The following is a 25,207-nucleotide window of genomic DNA, read 5'->3' on the forward strand; positions in this document are numbered from 1 at the left end:
AGACCACAGTCGCAGACTTAGCAACACTACCACCGACACCCCACAGCGGCCAAAAGCCACACCCCTTTCTCCCCGAGCCTCATTACGTCATTACGTCAGTGCGTCAGTGCGTCAGTGCGTCACTGCGCCATTACGTCATGCTCACCGTGTCAGCGCAGCCCGCGTATTAGCCACGTCCCGGCCAATCGCCTCAATGAGCTCCTCCATCGAGGTGTACGTCTCCTGCCCACGCAGCCGCTCCACAAACTCCACACGAGTGTCCAACCCGTACAGGTCAGCCTCGTGATCGAGGATGAAGCTCTCCACGCTGCGCGGCTCATGCCCGAAGGTCGGGTTCGTGCCCACCGAGATCGCGGCAGCCAGCCTCTCCCCCACGGGCATCGTCCCCACCTTCTGTCCAGGCGCGCCCTTGCCCGGCAAGACCGTCACGTAGCCGGCATACACACCGTCCGCCGGAAGGGCGTACTTCTCCGGGAAGTACAGGTTTGCTGTGGGGAACCCCAGCGCGCGACCACCACGGCCCGCGCCGTGCGTCACCTCCCCCTCCACGGTGAAGGGCCGACCCAGCGCGTGGTTCGCCCCCGCAATGTCACCGTCGGCCAGCGCCTGCCGGATCCACGTGGAGCATACGACGTGGGGGGACGCGGTGGCGTCGGATGGACTCGATTCCTCCAGAAGCGGCACGACGTGCACATCGATGCCACGCTCAGCACCGAGCTCGGCGAGGGTGTCCGTGGTGCCCGCAGCCTTGTGGCCGAAGGTGAAGTTCTCCCCCACATACACGGCCTTCGCGTGCAGCAGGTCCACGAGCACATGATCGACGTACTCGGCCGGCGACCAGCTGGAAATCTCCTTCGTGAAGGCCACCACAACCACGTTGTCGATACCCATCTGCTGGGCCAGCTCAGCACGCTGGGACACCGTGCCCAGCAGCGGCGGAACGGACTCCGGGCGGAATACCACCGTGGGATGCGGATCGAAAGTGAACATGACGCTCGGCACGCCCATGTCACGCGCCGTCGCCACCGTGCGGGTCACCAGCTCCTGGTGGCCACGGTGCACGCCATCGAACACGCCGATGGTCACCACAGTTCCGTTGGCCCCGACATGCTCGGGAACCCTGTCCAGTCCGTACCAGATACTCACAGACCAAATGCTAGCCGATACCCTATGGCTATGGCTCACACCCCCACCCCGCCCCCGGCACAATCACGCACGCAAGCACACGCCCAGTCACACGAGCAAGCACACGGCCAGTCACACGAGCAAGCACACGGCCAACCAGCAAGTATCCTCGGCCGCTCCGGCGTGATGATCGTCGACAAGCCCAGCGGGATGAGCTCGCACGACGTCGTCGCGCGGTTGCGGCGGATCATGGGCACCCGCCGGGTCGGCCACTCCGGCACCCTCGACCCGATGGCGACGGGAGTGCTGGTGGTCGGCGTCGAACGCGGGACGAAATTCCTCGCGCACGTGGTCACCCACGATAAGCGCTACGAAGCCACGATGCGTCTCGGCGCGTCGACAGTCACCGACGACGCCGAGGGGGACGTGCTCTCCACGGCCGCTCCCGAATTGCTCGGTAGTCTCGACGACGACAGCATCCGCGCCGCCTGTGCCGCGCTCGTCGGCGACATTCAGCAAAAACCCACCAGCGTGTCGTCCATTAAGATCAACGGCCGGCGGGCTCACGAACTGGTGCGGGAGGGGCAGGAAGTGGACATCCCCGCCCGCCCCGTGACCGTGCATTCCTTGGAGGTGCATTCGATCACTCGTGTTGGCGGCGCTGCGGCGGACGGTAGCGGCGGGACGAACACGACGAACGGGGCAAACGGGGCGAACACCACAAAAGCCCCGGAAGCAATTGATGTCGTCATCTCCGTACACTGCTCCAGCGGCACCTACATCCGCGCGATCGCCCGCGACGTCGGCGCCGAATTGGGCGTGGGTGGGCACCTCACCCAACTGCGCCGCACGTCGGTCGGCCCCTTCGACATCGCAGAGGCGAAGACCCTCGAGCAACTCGCCGAGAACCCGCAGTTGTCGTTGAGTCTCGACGACGCCATGATCCGCTGCTTCCCCACCCGCGAGATCACCGAGGAGCAGGCCACCAACGTGGCTCTGGGCAAATGGCTCGAGCCAGTGGGCAAGCGGGGTGTCTACGCGGTCGTCACGCCCACGGGACATGCCTATGCTCTGCTGAAGGAGAAGGGCGCTAGGGCGGCGTCGGTGTTCGTGGCCCGTCCCCACGGGCTCGACTAGCGACGAGTTGCCTGCCCCGCGGCCACAGCGGCGACAGTGACCACGAAGCCGTCGCGCACAGCCCAGCGGCCCTGGATGAACGGCACCGGCACGGGGCGCACCAGCAGGTAAGACACAAACGTGCCATCCGGGCGGATGTCGATATCGGCCTGGTCGAAGTCGAGGAACCGGTGGGTCAGCGGGAACCACGCTTTGTACGTGGCCTCCTTCGCAGAGAACAGCACCTTGTCGAGATCCCGCAAACCCGTGTGACGGGTGGTGCGACGGATGCGACGCTGCTCCCCGGGTAGCGCGATGGTGTTGAACACACCCTCAGGCAGCGGGCCGACGGGTTCGGCATCGATGCCGAGGGAGCGCCACCGACTCGACCGGCCGACGATCGCGGCGCGGAAGCCCTCGGTATGCGTCAGGGAGCCGGTCACGCCGTCGGGGAACACGGGCATGCCGCGCTCGCCGCGCATGATGGGCTGGTCCACCACAAACTCGGACATGGCGCGGTGCGCGCACCAGCGAGAGTCGCCGAAGTCAGCCTTGCGGCGGTCGACGGCGTTGGCCACGAGCTGTTGCTCCTCGGGGCAGAGCTCGTAGAAATTGCTCAGATCACCGGACGCCGAGTGCACCTCAACACAGCGGGTGCCCGTGGGCAACATCGAGTTGGGAATGACGGTGCGGACATCCTGTCCGGCGTAGTCGGTGGCGGTGCAGCCGAACATCGTTGCGCTTCTCACGGGGTCACCTCCTTATCTGTGTTGGTTGTGCTGGTTGTGTCGGTTGGGCTGGCTATGCTGGCTGAATTGGTTAGGTTGGTTGGGCGGTGCTGGTCATGCGTGCGGGTAAGAACCGGGTAGGGCCACAGCTTCTTATCCACGCGGGGTGGCAAAGATTTTTTCCACTCCCGTGGATAACCGAGTGAGACCTCCGCATGCGTTACGTTTTTCACAAAGATTTCCACAGGAATATGCAAGTGACCGTAGATCACGGTACTGGCTCGATAGCGTAAAGGCCAGTTCTGAGTGTGCCTCGTTCCTGACCACAACCCGATTTCCGGATAGCGAACATTCTTCAGGGTTTCCCGAGCTAGCGGCCAGTGATTCACCAGAATCGTCGGCGTGGAAACGCTGGCGAGCCGCCGCACCGAGTATTTCAGGCGATCCCGGCACCACAGTTCCACGTCCACGTACGGCTCCACCGTAAAGCTGTCGGTAAGCACCACACCCGATTCCTGCGCGGCGGCCAGGGCCTCGTCTCGAGTGGTTCCCTCCGCACGCCACGAGTGGTCATACAACGTAAACAGCGGCACGATCGTGTGGTCGCCGAAGGTGACGTAGGGATCCTCGGGCGTGGTGACGCCGAGCCGTTGGACGGCGTGGATCAGCGCGTCGTACTTGGCCCTCCCCTTGAGGCGATCATCCGAGCGCGCATAAATCTCATGATTCCCCGGCGTGTAAATGACGTGCGCATAGCGCTGCTGCAGCTTCGCCAACGTCCGCACCACCGTGTCGATATCCTCGGCCACGTCTCCTGCCACGATGAGCCAGTCATCGGGGTTAGGTGGGCGCAGATACTTATCGACGATGTCCGCGTTGCCCTGCGAATGAACGTGGAGGTCGCTCACGGCCCAGAGCGTGCACGGTCGGCTCGTCGCGGGGCGTGCGGAACGTGCGGGACGTGCAGTGGCGCGCCGCCCGCGCGCTAGGGCTGTGTTGGCTGTGTTGGCGGTGCTAGCTGTGTTGGCGGTGTTGGTTGTTGTAGCAGTCTCAGCCACTGCAGCTGCTGGCACGGGCGGCACCTCCTTCACATCATTCGCGGTCGAGTCATTTCCTAGGCCATCACGCGCCTAGCGACAGTACGCTGTGGCGCGCGTCGGAAAAATCACCATACTTCCTGTGACTATAGTGAAAATACTTGACTATTGTGAACTATGGGGCGCAAAAGCTTCTCCGGAGGCTACGGCGCGGGGGTACAGCGCATCTCACAACGCATTGTCCGTCCACGCGCTGCCCCGGTAGCGCCACACCACTGCAGCGAGCCGGATGCTGATGAAGCCCAGCAGGCCACACCACACCCCCACCAGACCCCAGTGGAAGATATAAGCCATCCACACCACGGGGATGAATCCAACGATGACGGACACCATCGTCGCCGTACGCAGAAACGCCACGTCTGCCGCGCCGAGCAGCACGCCGTCGAGCGCGAACACCACGCCACCCATGAGCACCAGCACAACGAGCATCCACCACGGCCCCGCCATCGTAGACAGCACGGCCGGATCTTGGGTGAACAACCGCGGAATCACGCCCGCTCCGGCTCCTAGGCACAGGGCCAATAACACCGACGCCGCTACGGAGAACCTCAGCACGATATTTCCGACGCGCCTCGCATGCCGCGCAGACCCAGCCCCCAAGGCCGCACCCACCAACGCTTGCGCCGCGATGGCCACCGAATCCAGCACCAAGGTGAGGAAGTTCCACAACTGCAGCAGAATCTGGTGTGCCGCCAGTGGAGCCGACCCCATGCGGCCAGCCACGGCCGCAGCGGAGATGAAGGCCACCTGGAAGCTCAGGCTGCGCGCAATGAGGTCGCGGCCCATCGTCAGCTGCGCCTTGATGACGTTCCACTGCGGGGACAAGGGACGGCCATCCCCTTCGCGACGCCAGTACACCACCAATGCTCCAAGGAAGCAGGCCGCAATGATGCTTTCGCCAAGCACATTCGCATAGGCAGAACCGACCATCCCGTAGCACCCCACGGACCAGGGAACGGTGATGGCCATCGGAATCACGCCCGCCAGGGTGAAATAGAGCGGCAAGCGGGTGTTGGACATGCCGCGCAACCACCCATTTCCGGCCATGACCAGCAGGGCTGGGATGACAGACAGGCACGTCACCCTCATCCATTGGGTGGCGAGGTGCACGACTGTGGCGTCGGACGAAAAGAAGCCCATGATGTGCGGCGCGAAGCTAAACACGATAGCCGCGAGCACCGCACCGACCCCCACGGCGACCCACGAGGCCTGCACGCCCTCGTAAATCGCGCTGGAGCGGCGGCCGGCGCCGTAGTGGCGCGCGGCGCGGGCGGTGGTGCCGTAGGACAGGAACGTCAGCTGCGTGGTGACCGTGCTGAGCACCGTGGCGCCGGCCGCGAGCGCGGCGAGGTCGAGGGCGCCCAGACGACCGACGACTGCCGTATCCCACAACAGATACAGCGGGGTGGCTGCGAGGACCACGAGGGCGGGCCAGGCGAGGCCGAGGATGGTGCGCGTGTCGGCGCGGACCTCGGACGCATCGGTGTTGGGGTCGTGGGTGCCGGGGGCGTCGGTGTCGCGGGTGCCGTCGTGATTCTCGTCGGCGGAGGCGGGGTGTGCCAAGGGTCTAGCGCTCTTCGGCCGTGTGCTCGGTGTGCTCAGCGTGCTCAGTGTGCTCAGTGTGCTCGTCCCCGGGCTTGCGATACGGGTCGGCGTCGCCCGCGGGGGTTGCGCCGGACGCCTGGGCGCGGAGCTGCTCATCCTTGGCACGGGCCTGGGCGAGGATCTCCTCGAAGTGCGCGGAGGCCTCCGGAACGGTGTCGAGCGAGAAGGTCAGCGTGGGGGTAAAACGCACGCTGAGCTGGTCACCGACGATCTTGCGCAGCCGACCGCGAGCCTTGGTCAGGGCATCCTCGGCCGACGCGAGATCGGGCTCGGCATCGACAGTGCGGCCACGGACGGTGTAGAACACCGTGGCGTCGTGCAGATCGCCGGTGAGCCGGGTGTCCGTGATCGTCACGAACTCCAGGCGGGGATCCTTAATCTCCCGCTCGATGGCGGTAGCGACAATCGTCTGGATGCGCTTTGCCATGCGTGCTGCGCGGGCGTGGTCAACCATGGGTTTCATCCTCACTAAGTGTTGGGGTCTTTTTAAGGTTATTAGGGTCTTTAAGATCTGGTAATCAGTCTGGAAATCGGTTTGGTGATCGTGGTCTCGACGCTCAATCTTCGAGATGCCTCGAAATGGGTTGGGCGACTGCCTAACTGCCTAATGGTGTCGAGGTTAGCGTGCAAACGCACGTGCCCTTGCGTGCGCATCGACACAACACGAAGCCCCGCGAATGATCAAGGGCTGTCTAAAGGATCAACCCTCGGATCTCGCGGGGCGCTGTGCCGAAGTCGGCTTAGGTGCGGGGCACCTCAACCAGCTCGAAGACCTCGATGATGTCGTCCACCTGGATGTCCGGGTAGGACAGAACCATACCGCATTCGTAGCCAGCGGAGACCTCGTTGACATCGTCCTTTTCACGACGCAGCGACTCGATCTTCGCCTTCTCGGCGACAACATTGCCATCGCGCACCAGACGGATCTGGGCGTTGCGGCGAACCTTGCCGGATTCCACCATGCAGCCTGCGATGAGGCCGACGGAGGATGCCTTGAAGATCTGGCGGATCTCCGCCTTGCCGATCTCGTGCTCCTCGTAGATGGGCTTGAGCATGCCCTTCAGAGCGGCTTCGACTTCCTCGATGGCCTTGTAGATCACCGAGTAGTAGCGGATGTCCACGCCCTCGGCGTTGGCCACCTCGGTGGCCTTGCCTTCGGCGCGCACGTTGAAGCCGATGATCACGGCGTCGGAGGCCGCTGCCAGGTTGACGTTGGTCTCCGTCACAGCACCGACACCGCGGTCGATGATGTTGAGGGCTACTTCGTCGTCCACCTCGATCTTGAGCAGCGCGTCTTCCAGAGCCTCGACCGTACCGGCGTTGTCGCCCTTGAGGATGAGGTTGAGGGTGTTGGTTTCCTTCAACACCGCATCCAGATCCTCCAGGGACACGCGCTTGCGGTTCTTAGCCTGCATAGCGTTGCGGCGACGTGCGTTGCGGCGATCGGCGATCTGACGTGCCGTGCGGTCTTCATCGACCACCAGCATGTTGTCGCCTGCGCCGGACACGCTGGTCAGACCCAGCACCTGCACCGGTCGGGACGGACCGGCCTCGGTGACGTCGTTGCCGTGCTCGTCGATCATGCGGCGCACACGTCCGTGGGCGTCGCCGACCACGATGGAGTCACCGACGCGCAGCGTACCGCGCTGCACCAGCACGGTGGCCACGGGACCACGGCCGCGGTCGAGGTGAGCCTCAATGGCCACGCCCTGTGCGTCCATGTCCGGGTTTGCTCGCAGATCCAGAGACGCATCTGCAGTCAGCAGCACCGCTTCGAGCAGCGCATCGATGTTCGTGCCCTGCTTCGCAGAGATGTCCACGAACATGGTGTCGCCACCGTACTCTTCCGGCACCAGATCGTACTCGGTGAGCTGGCCACGGATCTTCTCCGGGGAAGCGCCCTCCTTATCGATCTTGTTCACAGCAACCACGACCGGCACGTCTGCGGCCTTCGCGTGGTTGATGGCCTCCACCGTCTGCGGCATCACGCCGTCATCAGCAGCAACCACGAGGATGGCGATATCCGTGGACTTCGCACCACGAGCACGCATAGCCGTGAAGGCCTCGTGACCCGGGGTATCCAGGAAGGTCACCAAACGCTCGGTGCCTTCCATGTCCACTGCCACCTGGTATGCACCGATGTGCTGGGTAATGCCACCGGCCTCGTCGCCACCGACGTTCGCCTTACGGATGGTATCCAGCAGGCGCGTCTTACCGTGGTCGACGTGACCCATGACGGTCACCACCGGAGGACGCTGAGCGAGGTCTTCGTCCTCGCCCTCGTCCTCGCCGAACTGCAGGTCGAAGGACTCGAGCAGCTCACGGTCCTCATCCTCAGGAGAGACAACCTCAACCTTGTAATCCATCTCGTCGCCCAGCAGCTGCAGGGTTTCGTCGGAGACAGACTGAGTTGCGGTCACCATCTCGCCGAGGTTGAACAGTGCCTGCACCAATGCTGCTGCATCGGCGTCGATCTTCTCGGCGAAGTCAGCCAGAGAAGCACCGCGTGCGAGGCGAATCTTAGCGCCCTTGCCGTTGGGCAGCTTCACGCCGCCAACAACGGAAGGTGCCTGCATTGCCTCGTACTCGTTACGCTTCTGCCGCTTCGACTTGCGTCCCTTGCGAGGAGCGCCACCGGGGCGTCCGAATGCACCTGCGGTGCCACCGCGACGACCACCACGGCCACCGCGCGGACCGCCACCGGGACCACCGGGGCCACCCGGTCCGCCACCACGGCCGCGACCGCCGCCGAAGTTGTTGTCCGACTTCGCTGGCATCTGACCCGGGTTCGGATGCGACGGCATCATTGCGGGAGACGGACGACGTCCTCCACCCTGACGCTCTGCACCACCGCGGGCACCGCCCTGCTTACCGCCGGGCTTCGGTGCGCCCTGACCGCCACGTCCGCCGGGGCCGGGACGTCCACCTGGGCGCGGACCGCCCTTGGCAGCACCGCCGCGACCGCCCGGACGGGGCATGTCGTTCGGGCCTGCCTGACCACCGCGGGGACGCGGAGCAGGGCGCTCGGAACCAGCGGACGAGGAGAACGGGTTGTTGGCAACGCGAGGAGCGCGACCACCCGGCTTCGGGCCCGGCTTGGGGCCACCAGCACCTGGCTTGGGGGCGTTCGATGCGCCCGGGCGGGCACCTGCAGCACCCGGCTTCGGGGCCGCGCCGGCACCCGGCTTGGCACCGAGCCGTGCACCAGGCTGACCACCCGGCTGAGTACCAGGTTGTGCACCCGGCTTGGATCCAGGCTTTGCGCCCGCAGCACCGGAACCCGGCTTGCCCGCCGCGCGGGCGGCAGCTGCGGGGTTGGCGCCAGGCTGCGGAGCCTGGCCCGGACGGGCGGCACCACCCTGAGCGGCACCAGCGGCCGACGCAGGGGTAGCTCCCGTCTTCTTAGCGCCCGGCGTGGAGCCAGGCTTCGCACCCTTGGCGGCGGCGCCAGCAGCGCCCGGCTTCGCACCTGGCTTGGCACCTGCCTGAGCGCCCGCAGCACCAGCACTAGCACCAGCAGCACCCGGCTTCGGGCCAGCCTGGCCCGGCTTCACCGAGGTGGTGGGCTTGGTGCCAGCCTTGGCGACAGCACTCGGTCCGGGCTTGGGTCCACCGGCAGCGGGCTTCTTGCCTGCTCCGGGCACGCCAGCGCCCGGCTGAGCCTGGGTGCTCTCCTGGCCCACACCGTAGTACTTCTTCATCTTCTTGACCACGGGTGGTTCCACCGTGGAGGAAGCTGTTTTGACGAACTCGCCTTGCTCTTTCAGCGTAGCGAGCAGTTCCTTGCTTGTTACGCCGAGTTCTTTGGCCAACTCGTGAACGCGTAGCTTTCCGGCCACTACTCTCCTTCTTGGTTGCGGAGCCGTAGGCCGGTTACCCAGCTACGTACGGCCCCCGTACTTGTTGTCACTCATCGCTGATGCTGCTTCATCGTGCGCTCATCAGTGTTCGGGTTCTTTCTGTTGTTCGACGCAATTGTCCATGTCCTCTGTGTTTCAACCACTGACCACGGGTGGATTATTCCACCGGCTCTTCTGTGTTGCTCTGAGAGGCAATGTAGTCACGTACAGGTTTCGCATCCGCCGCGGAGGCGGACACCTTCAACGCTCGGGCGAATGCCCGACGCTTTTCGGCGATCTCCCACGCGTCGAGGGTTGGTTGAATCCATGCTCCCCGCCCCGGCTTGCGCCGTTTCGGGTCTGGCACGATCAACAGCGTGTTCTGGCCATCATGGCCATCATCACGTTCAGCAACTTCAACAACACAACGCAACAGCGTGTGCTGCGGCTGAAGCTGCCGTGTGGCGATGCACGTGCGTAGAGGTGTGTGCTTGTGACGGTCCGTCACGCATTCCACCTTCCACACGAACGTTGTCAACACGGTGTCAACCAGTGTCCTCGCGCGCGTCCCGCCGAGAAGTTACTCCCGGCGCAGGGAGGGCACGCAAAGCCTGTGCTTAAGCTGCTTGTGAGCTTAAGGCCATCATTCAGTCTAACGCGGATGGCGCCGAAAGGGTTAACTCGGCGTGTCGGTTTCGGGGCGGATGTCGATCTTCCAGCCGGTCAGGCGCGCGGCTAGGCGGGCGTTCTGCCCTTCCTTGCCAATCGCGAGGCTGAGCTGATAGTCCGGCACCACCGCGCGCGCGATCTGCTGATCGGGATCAGTCACGGTCACGCTCACCACCTTGGAGGGGCTCAGGGCGTTACCCACGTATGTCGCCGGATCATCGGAGTAATCGATGATGTCGATCTTCTCGCCGTTGATTTCCTTCATGATGTTGGATACGCGCTGGCCACGCGGTCCAATGCAGGCTCCCTTGGCGTTGAGGCCCTTGACGGTGGATCGCACAGCGATCTTCGTCCGGTGGCCTGCTTCACGGGCGACGCCAACAATCTCCACCGACCCGTCGGCAACCTCGGGTACTTCCAGAGAGAACAGGCCACGGACCAACTCGGGGTGCGTGCGTGACATGTTCACCTGCACATTGCGGTTGCCGTTGTTGATGACATCCGTGACGAACGCCTTGACACGCATGCCGTGTTCCAGCTTCTCGCCGGGGATGTGCTCGGCGGGCAGGATCTGACCGTCAATGCCGTCGAATTCGGTGCCGAGGTGCACGACCGTCACGCCGCGTTCGTTGGCGCGGGCATCGCGCGAAACCACGCCGGAGACGGTCTTGTAGCGCAGTTCGGAGTATTCGTCGTAGCGTTTTTGTACCCGCGCGCTCGTGATGCGGTAGCGCACGGCCTCGCGGACGGCCAGAGCGCCTGCGCGGCCGAAATCGCTGGGGGTGTCGTCCAACCGCCCGGTGACGTTGCCTTCTTCGTCTTTTTCGACCTGGTAGACGGTCACTTCCCCGCTGATCGGGTCGATGTCAACGTCCACGTACCCCTCGTAGTGGCTCATGGCGCGGTATGCCTCGCGCAGCCCCCTTTTGACGCCTTGGAGCAGTTCGTCCATGGGAACGGATTCCTGCCGTTCCACTGCCTTCAGGGCCGCCATATCAATATTCACTTGTTCTCCTTGAGATGTTACTTTCCGAGTTGATACTCGACTGCTACTCGACAAGACCCTACCACCGGCCCGCAGATAACCGGTGAATCAACCACTGAATCTGCCAAGGACTCAGCCGGTGACTCAGCCGGTGATTGCCTCATAGGCAGCCCATTCCAGGCCCACGAGATCGGTTTCGCGCTGGGGTGGCGTCGAAAATTCGATATCAACCACGGAACCAGCGACCTCGCCGAGTGGGTGGATCGTGACGATTGCGTTCTTTTTCTTCGACGTCACCAGAGCCACGGCATCGTCACTAACCTGCGCAACCCGGGCCTTCTTGCCGCCGGGGAGCTTGACCAGCCGGCCGATATTCTTGCGCCAGTGGCGGTGCTGGGTCATGGGAAAGTCCACTCCGGGCGTGGTGACTTCCAAGGTGTATCCCGGACCAAAGTTCACGATTCCGTTGTCCTCGGCGCGATCGAGCTCCTCCGACAGGGCCTTGCTGACTTCCTCGAGCTCGTCGAGATCGGGAACGTCGCGGGTGGGGGTGGCCGCATCCACGGCGATGCGGACCGCGGATTTGGCTCCGGCCTTAGAGATTTTTATCTCCTCAACCAGAAGGGTGAACTCCCCCACCACGGGCTCGACGATTGCGTGGACCTGTTCTTTGGTTGGAAATGCCATAAGTGCCAACTCTAGCGTGTGCCGGGCTGGGTGGAGAGTCTGGATGCAGAGTAAGATGCTGTGATTGATGATGCCCTCACAAGACTCCCCGCAACACGATCCCGCACAATCCGCCCAATCCGCCCGCAGCGTGGCGCCTCGGAGCGGGCGTGTGGTGTCCCGGAGGGGCTTTTTGGGTTTGGGGGTCACCGCCACCGCGGCGATCACGTTGGTAGCGTGCGACTCATCCTCGATCACGTCCGTGTTCTCCAGCAGCCCGGAGCCCAATGCCGTGCTGCGTGGAGTGGAGGCCGCTCTGCAGTCGGCCGCTGCCACCGCGAAGGACCAAGGGGCGGCGGGGCTGGAAAAGTTCTACAACGCCCAAGCGACCGCCATCAACGATGAAGTCTTGCGGCAGTGCGGCGTGGACAATGAGGGCAACCACCCGGCAACGTGCACGACCACGGATCAGCAGGGGGCTGGCGGCACGTCGGGGGCGTCGGGCGCTGCGGGCTCGACGGACGCGACCGGCACTGCCGGTGGTTCAGGAGACTCAAAAAACAGCGGCAACAATTCGGCCGCGAAGGATCCGCAGACCGCCTATCTCGATGCCATTGCGCTGAACCAGAAAGATCAGCCGGACCTCAGTGCCGATGAGTACACCACACAGGTATCGATCCTCACCGGACTGTACGCGGCCTTCACCACCAGCCAAGATACGGCTGATATGAAGGGACTCGAGGACATCGACGTGGAGAAGGTCGGTGAGAGCACTAAGTCCACGGACAACATCACAGCGCTGCTACGTCTGACGTACTCCGCGATCTACGCCTCCGGCTTGGTGCTTGCAGCCGACGGCGGAGCCCACCGGGCAGTCTTGGCGACCATCACCACCCGCCTGCGCGAGCTGCGTGACGATCTCATCGACATGCTCAACGCCAACAAGGCCGCAGTGCCAGAGCCTGAGCCGGGCTACCGGCCGATGGAGGGGCAACAGGCACCGTCCAACCCGTCTCAGGCTGCGTCGTTCTACCACGCGGCGCTGCTGCCGATCACGGCGGGACTGCGTCAGTTGGCATCCCAGGCGCCGACCGCTGAAGGTCGTGTTCTGTTCGCGCGTTGGTGCGGGATCAACGCCCGTGGCGAGGCGGCGCTGGAGAGCATCCTTGGGGAGGATCCGCTCTCAGTCATCAGCCGCGGCTAGGTCCCGCGGCCCCCAGCCCTGCAGGTCCCAGCCCCCCCTAGGCCATCCCCACGGCTGACCCCTTAGGCCTTCGCCAGGTGCTTGCTGATCTCCGCGACGGCCTGATCGTAAGCGATCTCCACCTTCTCGCCGGTCAACCGGTTGCGCAGCTCCACCACGCCATCTGCGAACCCTCGGCCCACCACCAGCACGAGCGGCATGCCCAGAAGCTCGGAGTCCTTGAACTTCACACCCGGGGATACCTTCGGGCGATCGTCGAACAGCACCTCGTGGCCGGCGCTGGATAGCTGCTCCACAAGCTTGGTCGCAGCCTCGCCCGCCGCGGCATCTTTGTTGGCGATGACCACGTGAATGTCGAACGGCGCCACCGACTGGGGCCAGCGCAGACCTGCCTCGTCGTGCATCTGCTCGGCGACCACAGCCACCAGGCGAGATACTCCCACGCCATAGGAGCCCATGGTCGGCACCGCGCGCTTGCCGGATTCGTCGAGAATCTGCACGTCGAACGCCTCGGTGTACTTGCGGCCGAGCTGGAAGATGTGGCCGATCTCGATGCCGCGTGCCAGGGTCAGCGTGCCCTTGCCATCCGGGGAGGCGTCGCCTTCCAGGATCTCGGCGGCTTCCACGGTCCCATCCGGGGTGAAGTCGCGGCCCGCGACCACGCCTACGAAGTGGGTTTCCTTCCTGTCGGCACCCGTGATCCAGCTGCTGCCCTTGACCACGCGCGGGTCAGCCAGCACCTTCACGCCGTTTTCCTGCAGCGCCAGCGGCCCCACGTAGCCCTTGACGAGGAAGGAGCTCTTGGCGAAGTCTTCTTCGCTAGCCAGCTCCACCTGGGCGGGTTCCATGGCTGCTTCGAGGCGCTTCATGTCCACTTCGCGGTTGCCGGGCACCAGCACGCCGGTCAGTTCCGGTGCGAAGGGCTTGCCTTCCTCGTCGGTACCGGGCTTGCTCACCTTGACCACGATGCACTTGAGGGTGTCGGCGGCTTCCACTGCCCGACCGTCGATGGTCACGCCCTCCTGGTTTGCCCAGTCCACCAACGCTTCGATGGTCTCGGCGTTGGGGGTTTCGTATTCCTTGGCCTCGGCCAGCCCCTCGATTGGGCGTTCCTCCGGCACGGGCGTCACCACAGCCTCAACATTCGCGGCGAAGTCAGATTCCGTGGAGCGCACGAACGTGTCCTCACCCGTGGGCGAGACAGCCAGGAACTCTTCGGACGCCGAACCACCCATGGCGCCGGATGTCGCAGAGCAGATGGCGTATTCAATGCCCAAGCGGTTGAAGATATTCTGGTACGCCGTGCGGTGCAGCTGATAGGACTTTTCCAGGCCTTCGTCGTCCATGTTGAAGGAGTAGGAGTCCTTCATCACGAACTCGCGGCCGCGCAGAATACCGGCGCGGGGGCGCTCTTCGTCGCGGTACTTGGTCTGGATCTGGTACAGAATGACCGGGAAGTCCTTGTAGGAGTTGAACTCGGACTTCACCACGGAGGCAAACATTTCCTCGTGGGTGGGGCCCAGAAGGTAATCGGCACCCTTGCGGTCCTTGAGCCTAAACAGGGCGTCGCCATACTCGGTCCAGCGGCCCGTCGCCTCGTAGGCCTCGCGTGGCAGCAGCGCCGGGAAAGCGAGCTCCTGTCCGCCGATCGCGTCCATTTCTTCACGCACCACGGCTTCGATCTTGCGCAGCACGCGCAGGCCGATGGGCAGCCAGCTGTACACGCCCGGGGCGACGCGGCGGATGTATCCGGCACGAACGAGTAGCTGGTGGCTGGGTACCTCTGCGTCTGCGGGGTTGTCGCGCAGCGTACGCAGGAAGAATTGAGACATCCGAGTGATCATGGCTCCCGACTTTACCGTGTATAGAGCAAGTTTTCGGCACCAGGGTGGGGTTACCAGGGTGGGGTTACCAGGGTGGGTAACCAGCCAGCCAATTGTTTAGGCTGTAGCCCATGCTGATCATCTTGCCCCCGTCGGAAACCAAAGCCAGTGGCGGCGATGGCTCTCCCCTTGACCTCCACGCCTTGAGCTTCCCGGACCTCACCCCTCGCCGCACTGACATCGCCACCGATCTCCAGCACCTGTGTGCCGATGATCCCCAGCGTGCTCAGGAAGCGCTGGGGCTATCCGCAAAGCTCGCCGACGAAGTCACCGCTAATGCTCAGTTGTTCGACTCCCCCACCATGCCCGCGATTCGCCGCTACACGGGCGTGCTCTACGACGCGCTCGATGCGCCTTCTCTTCCACACACCAGCCTCGGCCACCTGGCCGTCGGGTCTGCCTTGTTCGGCCTGGTCATGGCAAGCGATCCGATCCCGCATTACCGTCTCTCGGGTGGCTCCAAGTTCTCCGCCACCCAGTCCTCCGTCAAACCAGGCTCGAAGGCTCCAACCATGAAGTCGCGCTGGGGGTCAGCCATTACCGATGTGCTCACCGACGTGGCCAATCAGCAGTTGGTGGTGGACCTGCGCTCTGGCACGTACCAGCAGCTCGGTCGCCTAAAGTCCGCGGTGACGGTGCGCGTGGAGTCCGTTCAGCCCGATGGTTCGCGCAAAGTGGTGAGCCACTTTAACAAGCACTACAAGGGTCTGTTCGCACGCGAGCTCGCTCTGGCCGCTGGTGATTTTTCTCGTTCGACGCCACCAGCCATCCCCGACCTCATGGCCATAGCGGAGCGGGCGGGCATGCTGGCCGAGCGGAGCGAGAAGAACGCCCATGAGATCGTTCTGGTGGTGGAACGCTAGGCGGTTGGCGTCGAGGCAGTAGGCGTCGAGGTGGCGTCGAGACCCGCGACATCCCCAATGACGTACACCGCTGGGTTGCTAATCGCATTGTCTGCGCAGGTGGCGGCGAGCGTGCCCAGCGTGCAGCGGAAGAATCGTTCCTTGTCGGTGGTGCCTTCCTGAATCACAGCCGCTGGGGTGTCCGCTGCCCGACCCGCAGTGAGCAGTGCATCCGCGATCGCTGCAACGTTCTTTACCCCCATGATGATGCTCAGCGTGCCACCAGAGACCGCAAGCTTGTCCCAGTCAATGAGCGACTTGGGGTGGCCTGGCGGTAGGTGGCCGGATACGACGGTGAAGGAATGCACCATGCCCCGCTGCGTGACGGGAATGCCCACCATCGCGGGAACAGACACTGCGCTGGTCACACCTGGAATGACTTCGCAGGGCACACCGGCCTCAGCGCAGGCCTGCACTTCCTCAAAGCCGCGGCCGAAGACGAACGGGTCGCCACCTTTAAGCCGTGCGACGACCTTACCCTCCTGGGCGTAGGTCACGAGGAGCTCGTTGATTTTGTCTTGGCTGACCTGCTTGGCGTAGGGCAGCTTGGCGACGTCGATGACGGTTTTGGTGCTAACATCACACAACTTGTCGAGTTCAGCGGTGGGGCCAAGATGATCGGCGAGGATTACATCCGCGCGCTGCAGGGCGTGCATGCCGCGAACAGTGATGAGATCCCACGCGCCCGGACCTCCGCCGATGAGGATGGCGTGGCCAGAATCCGCTTGATCCGCGTGCCCCGTCTTCTCTGGGCCCCGCTGTGCTGCTTGTTCCGTCATGGCCATTAACTCTAGCGACCGTACACTGGGTGCCTATGAACAACCTCACCCCACCGACGCTCCAGCACGACTTCCTCGACGCTCTCCCCGAGCTGTCGGTCGCGGCTCAAGCGCAGCCGTGCCCGAACCCGCAGCTTGTGGTGTGCAACGACGAGTTGGCCGAGGAAATCGGCATCGACCCGAGCTGGCTGCGCACTCGCGAGGGCATCGACTTTCTCTGCGGCGCGAACCTCGCCGAGGGGACCCAGCCGATCTCCCAGGGCTACGCCGGCTACCAGTTCGGCTCGCTGAGCCCGCGCCTCGGCGACGGTCGTGCCATGCTCTTGGGCGAAATCGCCGACGCCACAGGCCGGCTCCGCGACATTCACCTCAAAGGATCTGGGCGCACGGTCTGGGCCCGGGGCGGCGACGGATTGTGCCCCCTGGAACCAGCGCTGAAGGAATACGCATTCAGCGAGGCCATGCATGCCTTGGGGGTTCCGAGCAACCGCGCGCTCGCGGTCATCGATACCGGCGCTACCGTCTACCGCACCACAGCGGAACGCGCGGCCATCCTAGTGCGCGTTGCCGATTCCCACCTGCGCATCGGCACGTTCCAATACGCCGCGTTGTTGGATATCAACCGCTTCCAGGATTCCAGCATGGGGCTCACCCGCCGGGTCGCGGACTATGCGATCGCACGCCACTACCCCGAGCTCGCCGCCGGACCTGATCGCTTCGTGCAACTCTTCCGGGCCGTCATGAACCGCCAAGCAGACTTGGTGGCGAAGTGGATGCGCTTCGGATTCATCCATGGAGTCATGAACACGGACAACATCACGATCTCCGGGGAGACCATCGACTTCGGGCCCTGCGCCTTCATGGATTACTTCGCACCATCGACGGTCTACAGCTCCATTGACACAGCCGGCCGCTATGCCTACGACCAGCAACCGACGGTGATGGGGTGGGATCTGGCTCGACTAGCGGAAACCCTTGTCCCCCTCGTCGACGCGCCCTCGGGTCTTCCTGCGGGTGATTCGGGGAAGGCGGCAGGGGGTGGCGTCGAGCAACTTACCGCGGTGATGAACGAGTACCCGGAGGCCTACCAGCAAGCCTGGACCCGAGAGATGGCCGAGGCGCTGGGCATTGAGCACGCCAGCGATGCGGACAAGGACTCGCTGATCAGTGCTTTCCTCACGCTCGCCGCGCATCAGCAGCCGGATTACACCGCGACGCTGCGGGCGCTGGCCGAGACCACGGCGGTGGAGACGAGCCCCGTGCGTGCGCACCTCTCGGGAGACACTGCGGATCAGTGGTTGCGCAGGTGGTGGGCGTTGCACCCGACGACGGAGACGATGCTGCAGCGCAATCCGGCGGTGATCCCGCGCAATCACGCGCTCAAGGCGGCGATGCAGAGAATCAACGATGAGGGGCTGGATGCCGCCGATGATTACCTGCGCATCGTCGATGCCGTGCGGCACCCATTCACGGTGACGGGGGATCTTCCCGCCGTGGCAACGAGCGCGGGCATGAAAAACCCGATCCTGTCGGCGGTGCCGAAGGATCGGGCGGATTTCACGACCTACTGCGGAACGTAAACCGCAGTTCGCTGGCCTACTTGGCCAGCTTCAGGGCCTTCTGGGAACGCTCCCACTGCTCGTTGAACAGCTTGGGCTCGCGAGCCAGGCGGGTGCCGTAGGAAGGAATCATTTCCTTCAGGCGCGTAGACCACTCGCCCATGCGGGAACCGAAGCAGCGCTCCAGCACCTCAATCATGGCGGACGGAGCGATGGAAGCTCCGGGGGATGCACCCATGAGGCCGGCGATGGAACCATCGTTAGAGTTCACCAATGCGGTGCCGAACTCCAGGGAACCGAACTTCGGTGCGCCGATGGGCTTGATCACCTGGACGCGCTGGCCGGCGGTAACAAGCTCCCAGTCCTCGGCACGTGCCTCGGGCATGTACTCGCGCAGGGACTCCACGCGGGCAGCTTGATCCTTGAGAACCTCCTCGATGAGGTACTTGGTCAGGCCCATCTCCTGGATGCCCACGCCCAGGTAGGAAGGCAGGTTGGTGGGGCGCAAAGACTTGAACAGGTCGAGGTAGGAGCCCTTCTTGAGGAACTTCGGGGTCCAGCCAGCGTAGGGGCCAAACAGCAGGCCCTTCTTGCCGTCGATCACGCGGGTATCGAGGTGCGGCACGGACATCGGCGGAGCACCGACGGAGGCCTTGCCGTACACCTTGGCGGCGTGCTGCTCGATGAGCTCCTCGTTGGTGCAGCGCAGCCACTCGCCAGACACCGGGAAGCCACCGTAGCCGCGGATCTCCGGGATGCCGGACTTCTGCAGCAGCGGCAGAGCCATACCGCCGGCGCCGATGAACACGAAGTTCGCGGAGATCACGTTGGTATCACCGGTGTGGAGGTTCTTGGTGGTGACCTTCCAGCGGGAGCCGTCGCGGGTGATGTCCTTGACCTCGGTGCCGTAGCGGACCTCGGTGCCGCGGGCAGTCACGGCGTCGAGGTACTGGCGGGTCAGTGCGCCGTAGTTGATATCGGTGCCGTCTTCGAACCAGGAGATGGCAACCGGATTGTTGAAGTCGCGGCCCTTAGCCATGAGCGGCAGGAACTCGGAGAACTTGTCCTCGGAGTCGCTGAACTGCATGTTCGGGAACAGCGGGTGTCCCTTGAGGGCCTCGTAGCGGGCCTTAAGGTAGTCAACCTGATCCATGCCCTGCGCGAAGGACACGTGGGGCACGCGGTTGATGAACTCGGAGGGATCGCCCAGGATTCCCTCTTCCACCAGGAAGGACCAGAACTGGCGGGAGACCTGGAACTTCTCGTTCACACCCACGGCCTTGGAGATGTCGATCTTGCCGTTGACCTGCGGGGTGTAGTTCAGCTCGCACAGAGCGGAGTGACCGGTGCCGGCGTTGTTCCACGGGGAGGAGGACTCGGCGCCGGGGACGTCCAAACGCTCAACGATGAGCTGGTTCCAGTCCGGTTCCAGTTCCTTGAGCATGACGGACAGGGTCGCGGAGATTACTCCGGCTCCGACGAGCAGTACGTCTACAGAATCTTTTGATGCCACTATGTATTCATTCCTTCGGTGGATAGCTGCGCCGCTGACCGGGGCGCAGCTATCAGAATGTTTCTTGTCGTTGAGATGCCTTCAGATGTCTTGAGGGTCACATTTACTCTACGCCCTTCAAAAGACGAATCAACGCAACCTACCCCTTTTCGTAGTTTTAGCGGAGTCTTACCGGCGTCTTAGCGGAGTTTTGCCGGAATTCTGCTGGAATTCCGCGCGAGTTCTGTCGGAATAATTGGCTGCGGTCCCCTACTCTGTCCCGTTCCGTCTCCATCGTCGCTAGCATGTGAGGCATGACTACTCTGACGTTGCGCGACGTTCTTGCAGATCCCCTCTCAGCATCTGTTGCGGATCTGGATTTCGGACCCGATGAGCTCGGCGAAGGCTTCGGCCGCCACGATATCGAGATGGGAAGCGACCCCGATGGTGAGGCGGACGTGCGCTGCGTTCTCGTTCGCTATCGACCGCAGGATTCGGGGGCTGCGCAGGATTCATCGCAGGTTTCAGCACCGGATTCAGCGCAGGATACTGACTTCTACCAGCGCCCCGCGATCTTCTTCGTTCACGGCATGACGGACTACTTCTTCCAGGCGCACGTGGCGCGGTCCTTCTACGAGGCCGGTTATGCCCCCTACGGCGTGGATCTTCGCAAGTGCGGTCGCGCATGGCGCGAGGGGCAAACGTGGCACCACGTCACCGACCAGTCCCTCTACGACGAGGACATCACCCTCGTGCATTCCCTGCTCGCCGCCGCTCACGGTTCCGTCGTCGCCGTGGGGCACTCCACGGGCGGATTGGATGTCACGATGTGGGCCCGCAGGCTCAATGAGGCCGCTGGCCCCCACGCCAAGCACAAGCACCTCGGCGCTTTCGCCGACGCACTGGCTGGCTCCCGCAGCGCCGCCGCCGAGCTGCACGAGCACCTTACGGCTGTGGTGTTGAACTCGCCGTGGTTCGGTTTACAATTCGACGCCGCCACGCGGTTCGCTATCAACGTTCTCATTCCGGCGGTGGCACGGGTGAAGCCCACTATGCTGATTCCGGGTGGGATCAACCCTGTGTATGGGCGCTCACTGCACGCCAGCGAGGCCGGTGAGTGGGACTACAACCTCGAGTTGAAGCCGCTCGAGCCACGGCCAAAGTACGTGTCGTGGCTGGCGGGCGTGGCTAAGGAGATCCGGCGCCTACAGTTCACCCCGGGGAGCACGGGCGTTCCCACGTTGGTGATGACCAGCGACAAGCACCACTTCGCGCGGCGGCTATCCGAGAAGTCTTACCAGGCGGACTTGGTCTTGAAGCCGGAGCAGATGTGGAAGCACGCCCAGGATGCGTCGCCGTCAGCCAATGTGGTGGTGTGCGATAACGCTCTGCACGATATTTTCCTCTCCCCCGAACCGGTGCGCAGCCGTGCCCTTGCCTCCGCCCAGGAATGGTTGGCGGATGTTTTCCGTTATCACTGGGGCACGGCCTAAACCGGGCAGTCCCTTGACTTGTCGCTGAAGGTCAATCCGCTCAAGGTCAATCTGCTCGATGACACCACGCTCGATCCACGAAAGGTTTTCCATGACATCCCCCGACACCGCGCCCGCTGCGTCTGCTGCGTCCGCTGGGTCTTCTGAATCCGCCGAGCACTTCGATCTCATCATCGTCGGCACCGGCTCCGGCAACTCGATTCCCAATGAGTCCAATGAGAACAAGAAGATCGCAATCGTAGAAAAGGGCATCTTCGGCGGCACGTGCATCAACGTGGGCTGCATCCCCACGAAGATGTTCGTGTACACGGCTGACGTCGCCCGGGAAGTCAATGACCTTAAGCGGCTGAGCCTGGATGGTAAGCTCACCGACGTCGATTGGAAGGGCTTGCAGCAGCGCATCTTCGGCGATCGGATCGATCCCATCTCCGAGGGTGGCAAAGAGTACCGCCGCGGCGACCGCACCCCCAACATCACACTGTTCGACGGCACCGCATCCTTTAGTGGCCCGAAGACCCTGACGATCGCCACGAACGTGGACTCCGCCAGCACCACCAGCGCCGAAGCGGGCGACACCGTCACCATCACGGGTGATCAGATCGTGCTGGCCACCGGCGGCCGGCCGTTCATCCCGGACGTCATCGCGGACTCCGGGGTCCCGTACCACACCAACAACGACATCATGCGCCTGGACAAGCTCCCGGACAGCCTCATCATCATGGGCGGCGGCATCATCGCCGTGGAGTTTGCGCACATCTTTAGCGGACTGGGAACAAAAGTCACCGTCATCAACCGCTCCCCCAATGTCCTCCGCAAGCTCGATGAAACGGTCGTGGAGCGTTTCAACGCCGTGGCGAAGGAGCAGTGGACGAACAAGCTCGGTGTGGATGTCACCGGCGCCCGGCACGAGGGCGGGCAGGTCATCCTCAGCCTCAGCGACGGCTCCGAGGTCGCCGGTGACGAATTGCTCGTCGCCCTGGGACGCACCAAGAATTCAGATCTACTCAACCCACAGGCCGGCGGCGTGGACGTCGCCGATAATGGCCGCATCATCGTCGACGAGTACGGACGCACGTCCGCTGAGGGTGTGTGGGCGCTAGGCGATGCCGCCAACGATATCGAGCTCAAGCACGTGGCCAACGCCGAGCAGCGCGTCATCAGCCACAACCTCGCCCACCCGGACGATCTGCGCACCTTCAACCACCGCTTCGTCCCATCAGGTATCTTCACCCATCCGCAGATCGGCGTGGTGGGTATGACGGAAGCCGAGGCCCGCGACAAGGTCGAGAACGTAACGGTCAAGGTCCAGGAGTACTCCGACGTGGCCTACGGCTGGGCCATGGAAGACTCCACGGGCTTCTGCAAACTCATCGCGGACGCAGACTCGGGCAAGCTGCTCGGCGCGCACATCATGGGCCCGCAGGCGACCACCCTGCTGCAGCTCGCCGTGACGATGCTGAACTTCGACATCGACGTGCGCCTCATGGCGAAAAATCAGTACTGGCCCCACCCCGCACTCTCCGAGCTGTTCGAGAACGCCCTTCTGGGCTTGGAATTCAATTCCCCCAACCCGGATGGCATGAACCCCTAGAGTAGGAGGTATTGCCCCCAAAACATCCTCGTCGCTTGGGCCCCAAGTGACACTGAACTTGTGGGAGGACCCGTGCCCTCTGCCCCTCGTGTCATCGTCATCACCGGAGCCGCGTCCGGCATCGGCCGCGCACTCGCGCTGAGCTTCGCCGAAGATCAGGCGGGATTGGTTCTTTCGGATCGCGACGCCGAAGGGCTGGCAGGCACCGTGCGGATGGCTCGGGACGCCGGTGGGCGCATCCTCGATTCCACAGTCCTTGACGTCACCGATGTCGATGCCGTCAAGGAGTGGGCGGATCGGGCCGTCGAGAACTTCGGTGCTCCCGATGAAGTGCATCATGTCGCGGGGATTGCCATCTGGGGTGATGCCAGGACGTTTCCGCACGAGAAGTGGAAGCGCGTCATCGACGTCAACCTCATGGGTACCGTCCACATGGTTGAGGCGTTCGTTCACCACATGACGGATCAGCCCCAGCGAGAGGATGCATCGGCCCGCCGGGCCTTCGTGTGCGTCAGCTCGGCGGCCGGCATCATCGGCTTGCCATGGCACGCGGCATATTCGGCGTCGAAGGGAGGGGTGATCGCTATGTGTGAGGTTTTGCGCTTCGACCTGCGTCCCCACGGGGTCGATGTGCACGTGGTCGCGCCGGGCGCGGTGGATACTCCCCTGGTGCGCAGCATCGACATTCATGGAGTGGATCGCGCCAACCCACGGGTGGAAAAGGCCACGAAGCTCTTCCAGCGCCACGCGGTCACGCCCGAGCAGACAGCCCGCGCGATCCGCAAGGGAGTGACGAAAGGCAAGTTCCTCATCACCACAAGCGCAGACATCCGCTTCGGCCGATGGGCGCAGGTGAATATTCCGTGGGCATACGCGGGGTTCATGCGATTGCTCAACCGCGGTTTCCGGTGGGCCAGCACCGACCGGTGAAATAGTCGCTGACATGTCAGTGCCACCGCACCACCGCGAGAGCCGGCGCGGCTACGGCAGGATGAACGGGAGCGCTACACACATAATGATGACGGCCAGTATCACCACAACGAAGGTTTTGCCCTGCCACGTGGCGTAATTGAAATCCATGCCCACGCCGAAGCGCTTCTCCACCAGCACGGTGGGGTCATCCGGGTTGTAGTAGAACATCCCCCACTTGTAGTGCTTGTCCATCTTGTCCATCTCGGCCATCTCGCGCGCCCCGGAGCTATCCTGGGCAGCCGGGGATGATCTCAGCGCATCATTGACCTTGCCCAGCTCCCGCACGGCGTAGACCAGCGCGGCGATCGGGCTGCCGAATGCACAACCCAGCATCAAGAAAAACGAGAACGTGTCGTACCTCTGGAAAGCTGGAACAACCGACGTGACCTGCATCAACGACAATCCCAGACAGATCAACGACACGATGATGCTCAAAACAATGTGATCCACCCGCGCCTGCGCCCGGGCTCGCACCTTCGCAAGTTCGCCGCTCGCCGTCGGGTTATTCGCCTGCATACTCACCACCGCACCGGAGATCGCCACGCCGATGAGGAGGAACACAAGGTTGCCGATGCTCATTCCGTAGACGCTGGTGAGCGACTTGTCCGACCACGCGTCGGGTTCCAATTTCGGGCCCCAGTGCGTGGGGATGACCTCCGGGATATCCGACCAGTGGGCAGCGACAACAGCGACGGACACCACAATGCTCACCGCCGCAACGATATAGCACCACCACCCGATCGAGGCTCGAGGCAGCGCTACTCCGAGATCATTGTCGCGCTCACCGTCGCTCACACTCATTCGCTCCCATCTCGCCGTTCGTCGACCGGCACTCCCAGCACATCCAATGCCGTGGCCAAGCCATCGTAGTTGGTCACCAGTATGACAAACGCCACCTGATCTCGCGCGCTCAGGATCCCCCGCAGCTGCTCCCACGTGGAGTCCCGGAGCTTCTTGGTGGCGATGAGCTCGTCGGTGGCGTCGAGAAGAATTCCCAATCGACCGGTCTGTCCGTGATCGTCGCGGAACATCGCCTCAATCGTTTCGGGGTCGACGCCAGACTTGGCCGCAAGATCACGGTGTTGATCGGCTTCGTACGCACTGTCTCGGCGGAAGGCCACGCGCAAGATGATGGCCTCGGATTCCTGTCTTCCCAGATAGCCGAAGGGCATCATCATCGCGGAGTACAACAGCCATCCCCGGAACAGCCGCTTGGCGCGGCCCAGCGTGGCGAACACTCCCAGGGTTTTGCGGCGCGTTACCCGGGCGCCGATCGCGGTGATCGCGCCGTTGATGGGTCCGAGTTCTCGCCTCCCCGCGGGACCTGGACCGCCCGACTGTGCTGCGCGGTCGTGCGCGTCGTGGCGATCTCGGGAGCCGGACGCGGAAGTGCCGGAATCGGTGACGGCTGCAGTGTCGGCAGCGGTGTCGGCATGGTTGCGGTTCACCGAGTGATTGTTTCCCATGGAAACGTAGTTTAGCCGCGCATGCCCCGCGGCAGG

At 63.6% G+C, this 25,207-nt stretch carries 21 protein-coding genes; 7 read left to right on the top strand and 14 right to left on the bottom strand.

What is annotated here, in order from left to right:
• Window positions 1-141: 141 nt before the first annotated feature.
• On the bottom strand, window positions 142-1,146 hold the full coding sequence (locus LA343_RS08235) for a bifunctional riboflavin kinase/FAD synthetase (protein WP_025402856.1): 1,005 nt from the start codon (window positions 1,144-1,146) through the stop codon (window positions 142-144).
• 165 nt (window positions 1,147-1,311) lie between these two features.
• On the opposite strand from LA343_RS08235, the gene truB reads away from it, so the two are divergent.
• The gene (truB, locus tag LA343_RS08240) at window positions 1,312-2,262 is read left to right on the top strand and encodes a tRNA pseudouridine(55) synthase TruB (RefSeq protein WP_039910923.1); all 951 of its coding nucleotides are present in this window, start codon (window positions 1,312-1,314) and stop codon (window positions 2,260-2,262) included.
• Here the strand turns inward: truB and LA343_RS08245 are convergent.
• From LA343_RS08245 to rimP, 8 genes are all read right to left on the bottom strand, one after another.
• Entirely contained in the window at window positions 2,259-2,975 is a 717-nt protein-coding gene (locus tag LA343_RS08245; RefSeq protein ID WP_025402858.1) for a 4'-phosphopantetheinyl transferase family protein, read from the bottom strand. The genes truB and LA343_RS08245 overlap by 4 nt on opposite strands.
• An 11-nt stretch (window positions 2,976-2,986) precedes the next feature.
• The gene (locus tag LA343_RS08250; protein WP_081737419.1) at window positions 2,987-3,877 is read right to left on the bottom strand and encodes a metallophosphoesterase family protein; all 891 of its coding nucleotides are present in this window, start codon (window positions 3,875-3,877) and stop codon (window positions 2,987-2,989) included.
• 357 nt (window positions 3,878-4,234) lie between these two features.
• Window positions 4,235-5,515, bottom strand: coding sequence for an MATE family efflux transporter (locus tag LA343_RS08255; RefSeq protein WP_039911437.1), 1,281 nt, complete (start codon window positions 5,513-5,515; stop codon window positions 4,235-4,237).
• Between the two features lie 118 nt (window positions 5,516-5,633).
• A complete protein-coding gene (gene rbfA, locus LA343_RS08260) occupies window positions 5,634-6,125 on the bottom strand; it encodes a 30S ribosome-binding factor RbfA (protein ID WP_025402861.1) in 492 nt (163 codons plus the stop codon).
• Window positions 6,126-6,411: 286 nt separating this feature from the next.
• On the bottom strand, window positions 6,412-9,510 hold the full coding sequence (infB, locus tag LA343_RS08265; RefSeq protein WP_025402862.1) for a translation initiation factor IF-2: 3,099 nt from the start codon (window positions 9,508-9,510) through the stop codon (window positions 6,412-6,414).
• Window positions 9,511-9,688: 178 nt separating this feature from the next.
• Window positions 9,689-10,018, bottom strand: a complete 330-nt coding sequence (locus LA343_RS08270) for a YlxR family protein (protein WP_025402863.1) — start codon at window positions 10,016-10,018, stop codon at window positions 9,689-9,691.
• 168 nt (window positions 10,019-10,186) lie between these two features.
• Entirely contained in the window at window positions 10,187-11,185 is a 999-nt protein-coding gene (gene nusA, locus LA343_RS08275; protein WP_025402864.1) for a transcription termination factor NusA, read from the bottom strand.
• Between the two features lie 123 nt (window positions 11,186-11,308).
• Entirely contained in the window at window positions 11,309-11,851 is a 543-nt protein-coding gene (rimP, locus tag LA343_RS08280) for a ribosome maturation factor RimP (RefSeq protein WP_025402865.1), read from the bottom strand.
• A 67-nt stretch (window positions 11,852-11,918) separates the two neighbouring features.
• Here rimP and LA343_RS08285 point away from each other — a divergent pair, with 67 nt between their 5' ends.
• On the top strand, window positions 11,919-13,034 hold the full coding sequence (locus LA343_RS08285; protein ID WP_081737324.1) for a DUF4439 domain-containing protein: 1,116 nt from the start codon (window positions 11,919-11,921) through the stop codon (window positions 13,032-13,034).
• Between the two features lie 62 nt (window positions 13,035-13,096).
• Here LA343_RS08285 and LA343_RS08290 read toward each other — a convergent pair whose 3' ends face one another.
• Window positions 13,097-14,878, bottom strand: coding sequence for a proline--tRNA ligase (locus tag LA343_RS08290; RefSeq protein WP_025402867.1), 1,782 nt, complete (start codon window positions 14,876-14,878; stop codon window positions 13,097-13,099).
• A gap of 110 nt (window positions 14,879-14,988) precedes the next feature.
• Between LA343_RS08290 and yaaA the strand changes: the two genes are divergently transcribed.
• The gene (gene yaaA, locus LA343_RS08295; RefSeq protein ID WP_039910924.1) at window positions 14,989-15,780 is read left to right on the top strand and encodes a peroxide stress protein YaaA; all 792 of its coding nucleotides are present in this window, start codon (window positions 14,989-14,991) and stop codon (window positions 15,778-15,780) included.
• Here the strand turns inward: yaaA and cobA are convergent.
• Window positions 15,777-16,598 (bottom strand): uroporphyrinogen-III C-methyltransferase, encoded by an 822-nt coding sequence (cobA, locus tag LA343_RS08300; RefSeq protein ID WP_081737421.1) that lies wholly within the window; start codon window positions 16,596-16,598, stop codon window positions 15,777-15,779. The two genes, yaaA and cobA, sit on opposite strands and share 4 nt — an antisense overlap.
• A 35-nt stretch (window positions 16,599-16,633) precedes the next feature.
• Here cobA and LA343_RS08305 point away from each other — a divergent pair, with 35 nt between their 5' ends.
• Window positions 16,634-18,178, top strand: a complete 1,545-nt coding sequence (locus LA343_RS08305; RefSeq protein WP_025402870.1) for a protein adenylyltransferase SelO — start codon at window positions 16,634-16,636, stop codon at window positions 18,176-18,178.
• Between the two features lie 16 nt (window positions 18,179-18,194).
• Here LA343_RS08305 and mqo read toward each other — a convergent pair whose 3' ends face one another.
• Window positions 18,195-19,670 carry a malate dehydrogenase (quinone) gene (mqo, locus tag LA343_RS08310; protein WP_025402871.1) on the bottom strand — a complete coding sequence of 492 codons (1,476 nt, stop codon included), beginning with the start codon at window positions 19,668-19,670 and terminating at the stop codon, window positions 18,195-18,197.
• Window positions 19,671-19,963: 293 nt separating this feature from the next.
• Here mqo and LA343_RS08315 point away from each other — a divergent pair, with 293 nt between their 5' ends.
• The 3 genes from LA343_RS08315 to LA343_RS08325 all read left to right on the top strand — a co-directional run bounded on the left by LA343_RS08315 (window position 19,964) and on the right by LA343_RS08325 (window position 23,663).
• The gene (locus LA343_RS08315) at window positions 19,964-21,142 is read left to right on the top strand and encodes an alpha/beta hydrolase (RefSeq protein ID WP_025402872.1); all 1,179 of its coding nucleotides are present in this window, start codon (window positions 19,964-19,966) and stop codon (window positions 21,140-21,142) included.
• A gap of 91 nt (window positions 21,143-21,233) precedes the next feature.
• Entirely contained in the window at window positions 21,234-22,733 is a 1,500-nt protein-coding gene (gene mtr / locus LA343_RS08320; protein ID WP_025402873.1) for a mycothione reductase, read from the top strand.
• A gap of 72 nt (window positions 22,734-22,805) precedes the next feature.
• Entirely contained in the window at window positions 22,806-23,663 is an 858-nt protein-coding gene (locus LA343_RS08325; RefSeq protein WP_025402874.1) for an SDR family oxidoreductase, read from the top strand.
• Window positions 23,664-23,714: 51 nt separating this feature from the next.
• Here the strand turns inward: LA343_RS08325 and LA343_RS08330 are convergent, their stop codons facing one another.
• Entirely contained in the window at window positions 23,715-24,506 is a 792-nt protein-coding gene (locus LA343_RS08330) for a DUF5808 domain-containing protein (RefSeq protein ID WP_025402875.1), read from the bottom strand.
• Window positions 24,503-25,171, bottom strand: a complete 669-nt coding sequence (locus LA343_RS08335) for a carboxymuconolactone decarboxylase family protein (protein ID WP_224207584.1) — start codon at window positions 25,169-25,171, stop codon at window positions 24,503-24,505. Before LA343_RS08335 ends, LA343_RS08330 begins: the two co-directional genes overlap by 4 nt.
• Between the last annotated feature and the right edge of the window lie 36 nt (window positions 25,172-25,207).

It is taken from the genome of Corynebacterium falsenii (assembly GCF_020099275.1).
Taxonomy (GTDB): domain Bacteria; phylum Actinomycetota; class Actinomycetes; order Mycobacteriales; family Mycobacteriaceae; genus Corynebacterium; species Corynebacterium falsenii.

Excerpts from the sequence above, each read along its gene's own strand:
- truB (WP_039910923.1), top strand. The coding sequence starts at position 1,312 with ATGATCGTCGACAAGCCCAGCGGGATGAGCTCGCACGACGTCGTCGCG.
- LA343_RS08245 (WP_025402858.1), bottom strand. The coding sequence starts at position 2,975 with ATGTTCGGCTGCACCGCCACCGACTACGCCGGACAGGATGTCCGCACC.
- rbfA (WP_025402861.1), bottom strand. The coding sequence starts at position 6,125 with ATGGTTGACCACGCCCGCGCAGCACGCATGGCAAAGCGCATCCAGACG.
- rimP (WP_025402865.1), bottom strand. The coding sequence starts at position 11,851 with ATGGCATTTCCAACCAAAGAACAGGTCCACGCAATCGTCGAGCCCGTG.
- LA343_RS08285 (WP_081737324.1), top strand. The coding sequence starts at position 11,919 with ATGATGCCCTCACAAGACTCCCCGCAACACGATCCCGCACAATCCGCC.
- LA343_RS08290 (WP_025402867.1), bottom strand. The coding sequence starts at position 14,878 with ATGATCACTCGGATGTCTCAATTCTTCCTGCGTACGCTGCGCGACAAC.
- yaaA (WP_039910924.1), top strand. The coding sequence starts at position 14,989 with ATGCTGATCATCTTGCCCCCGTCGGAAACCAAAGCCAGTGGCGGCGAT.
- cobA (WP_081737421.1), bottom strand. The coding sequence starts at position 16,598 with ATGACGGAACAAGCAGCACAGCGGGGCCCAGAGAAGACGGGGCACGCG.
- LA343_RS08305 (WP_025402870.1), top strand. The coding sequence starts at position 16,634 with ATGAACAACCTCACCCCACCGACGCTCCAGCACGACTTCCTCGACGCT.
- LA343_RS08315 (WP_025402872.1), top strand. The coding sequence starts at position 19,964 with ATGACTACTCTGACGTTGCGCGACGTTCTTGCAGATCCCCTCTCAGCA.
- mtr (WP_025402873.1), top strand. The coding sequence starts at position 21,234 with ATGACATCCCCCGACACCGCGCCCGCTGCGTCTGCTGCGTCCGCTGGG.
- LA343_RS08330 (WP_025402875.1), bottom strand. The coding sequence starts at position 24,506 with ATGAGTGTGAGCGACGGTGAGCGCGACAATGATCTCGGAGTAGCGCTG.
- LA343_RS08335 (WP_224207584.1), bottom strand. The coding sequence starts at position 25,171 with ATGGGAAACAATCACTCGGTGAACCGCAACCATGCCGACACCGCTGCC.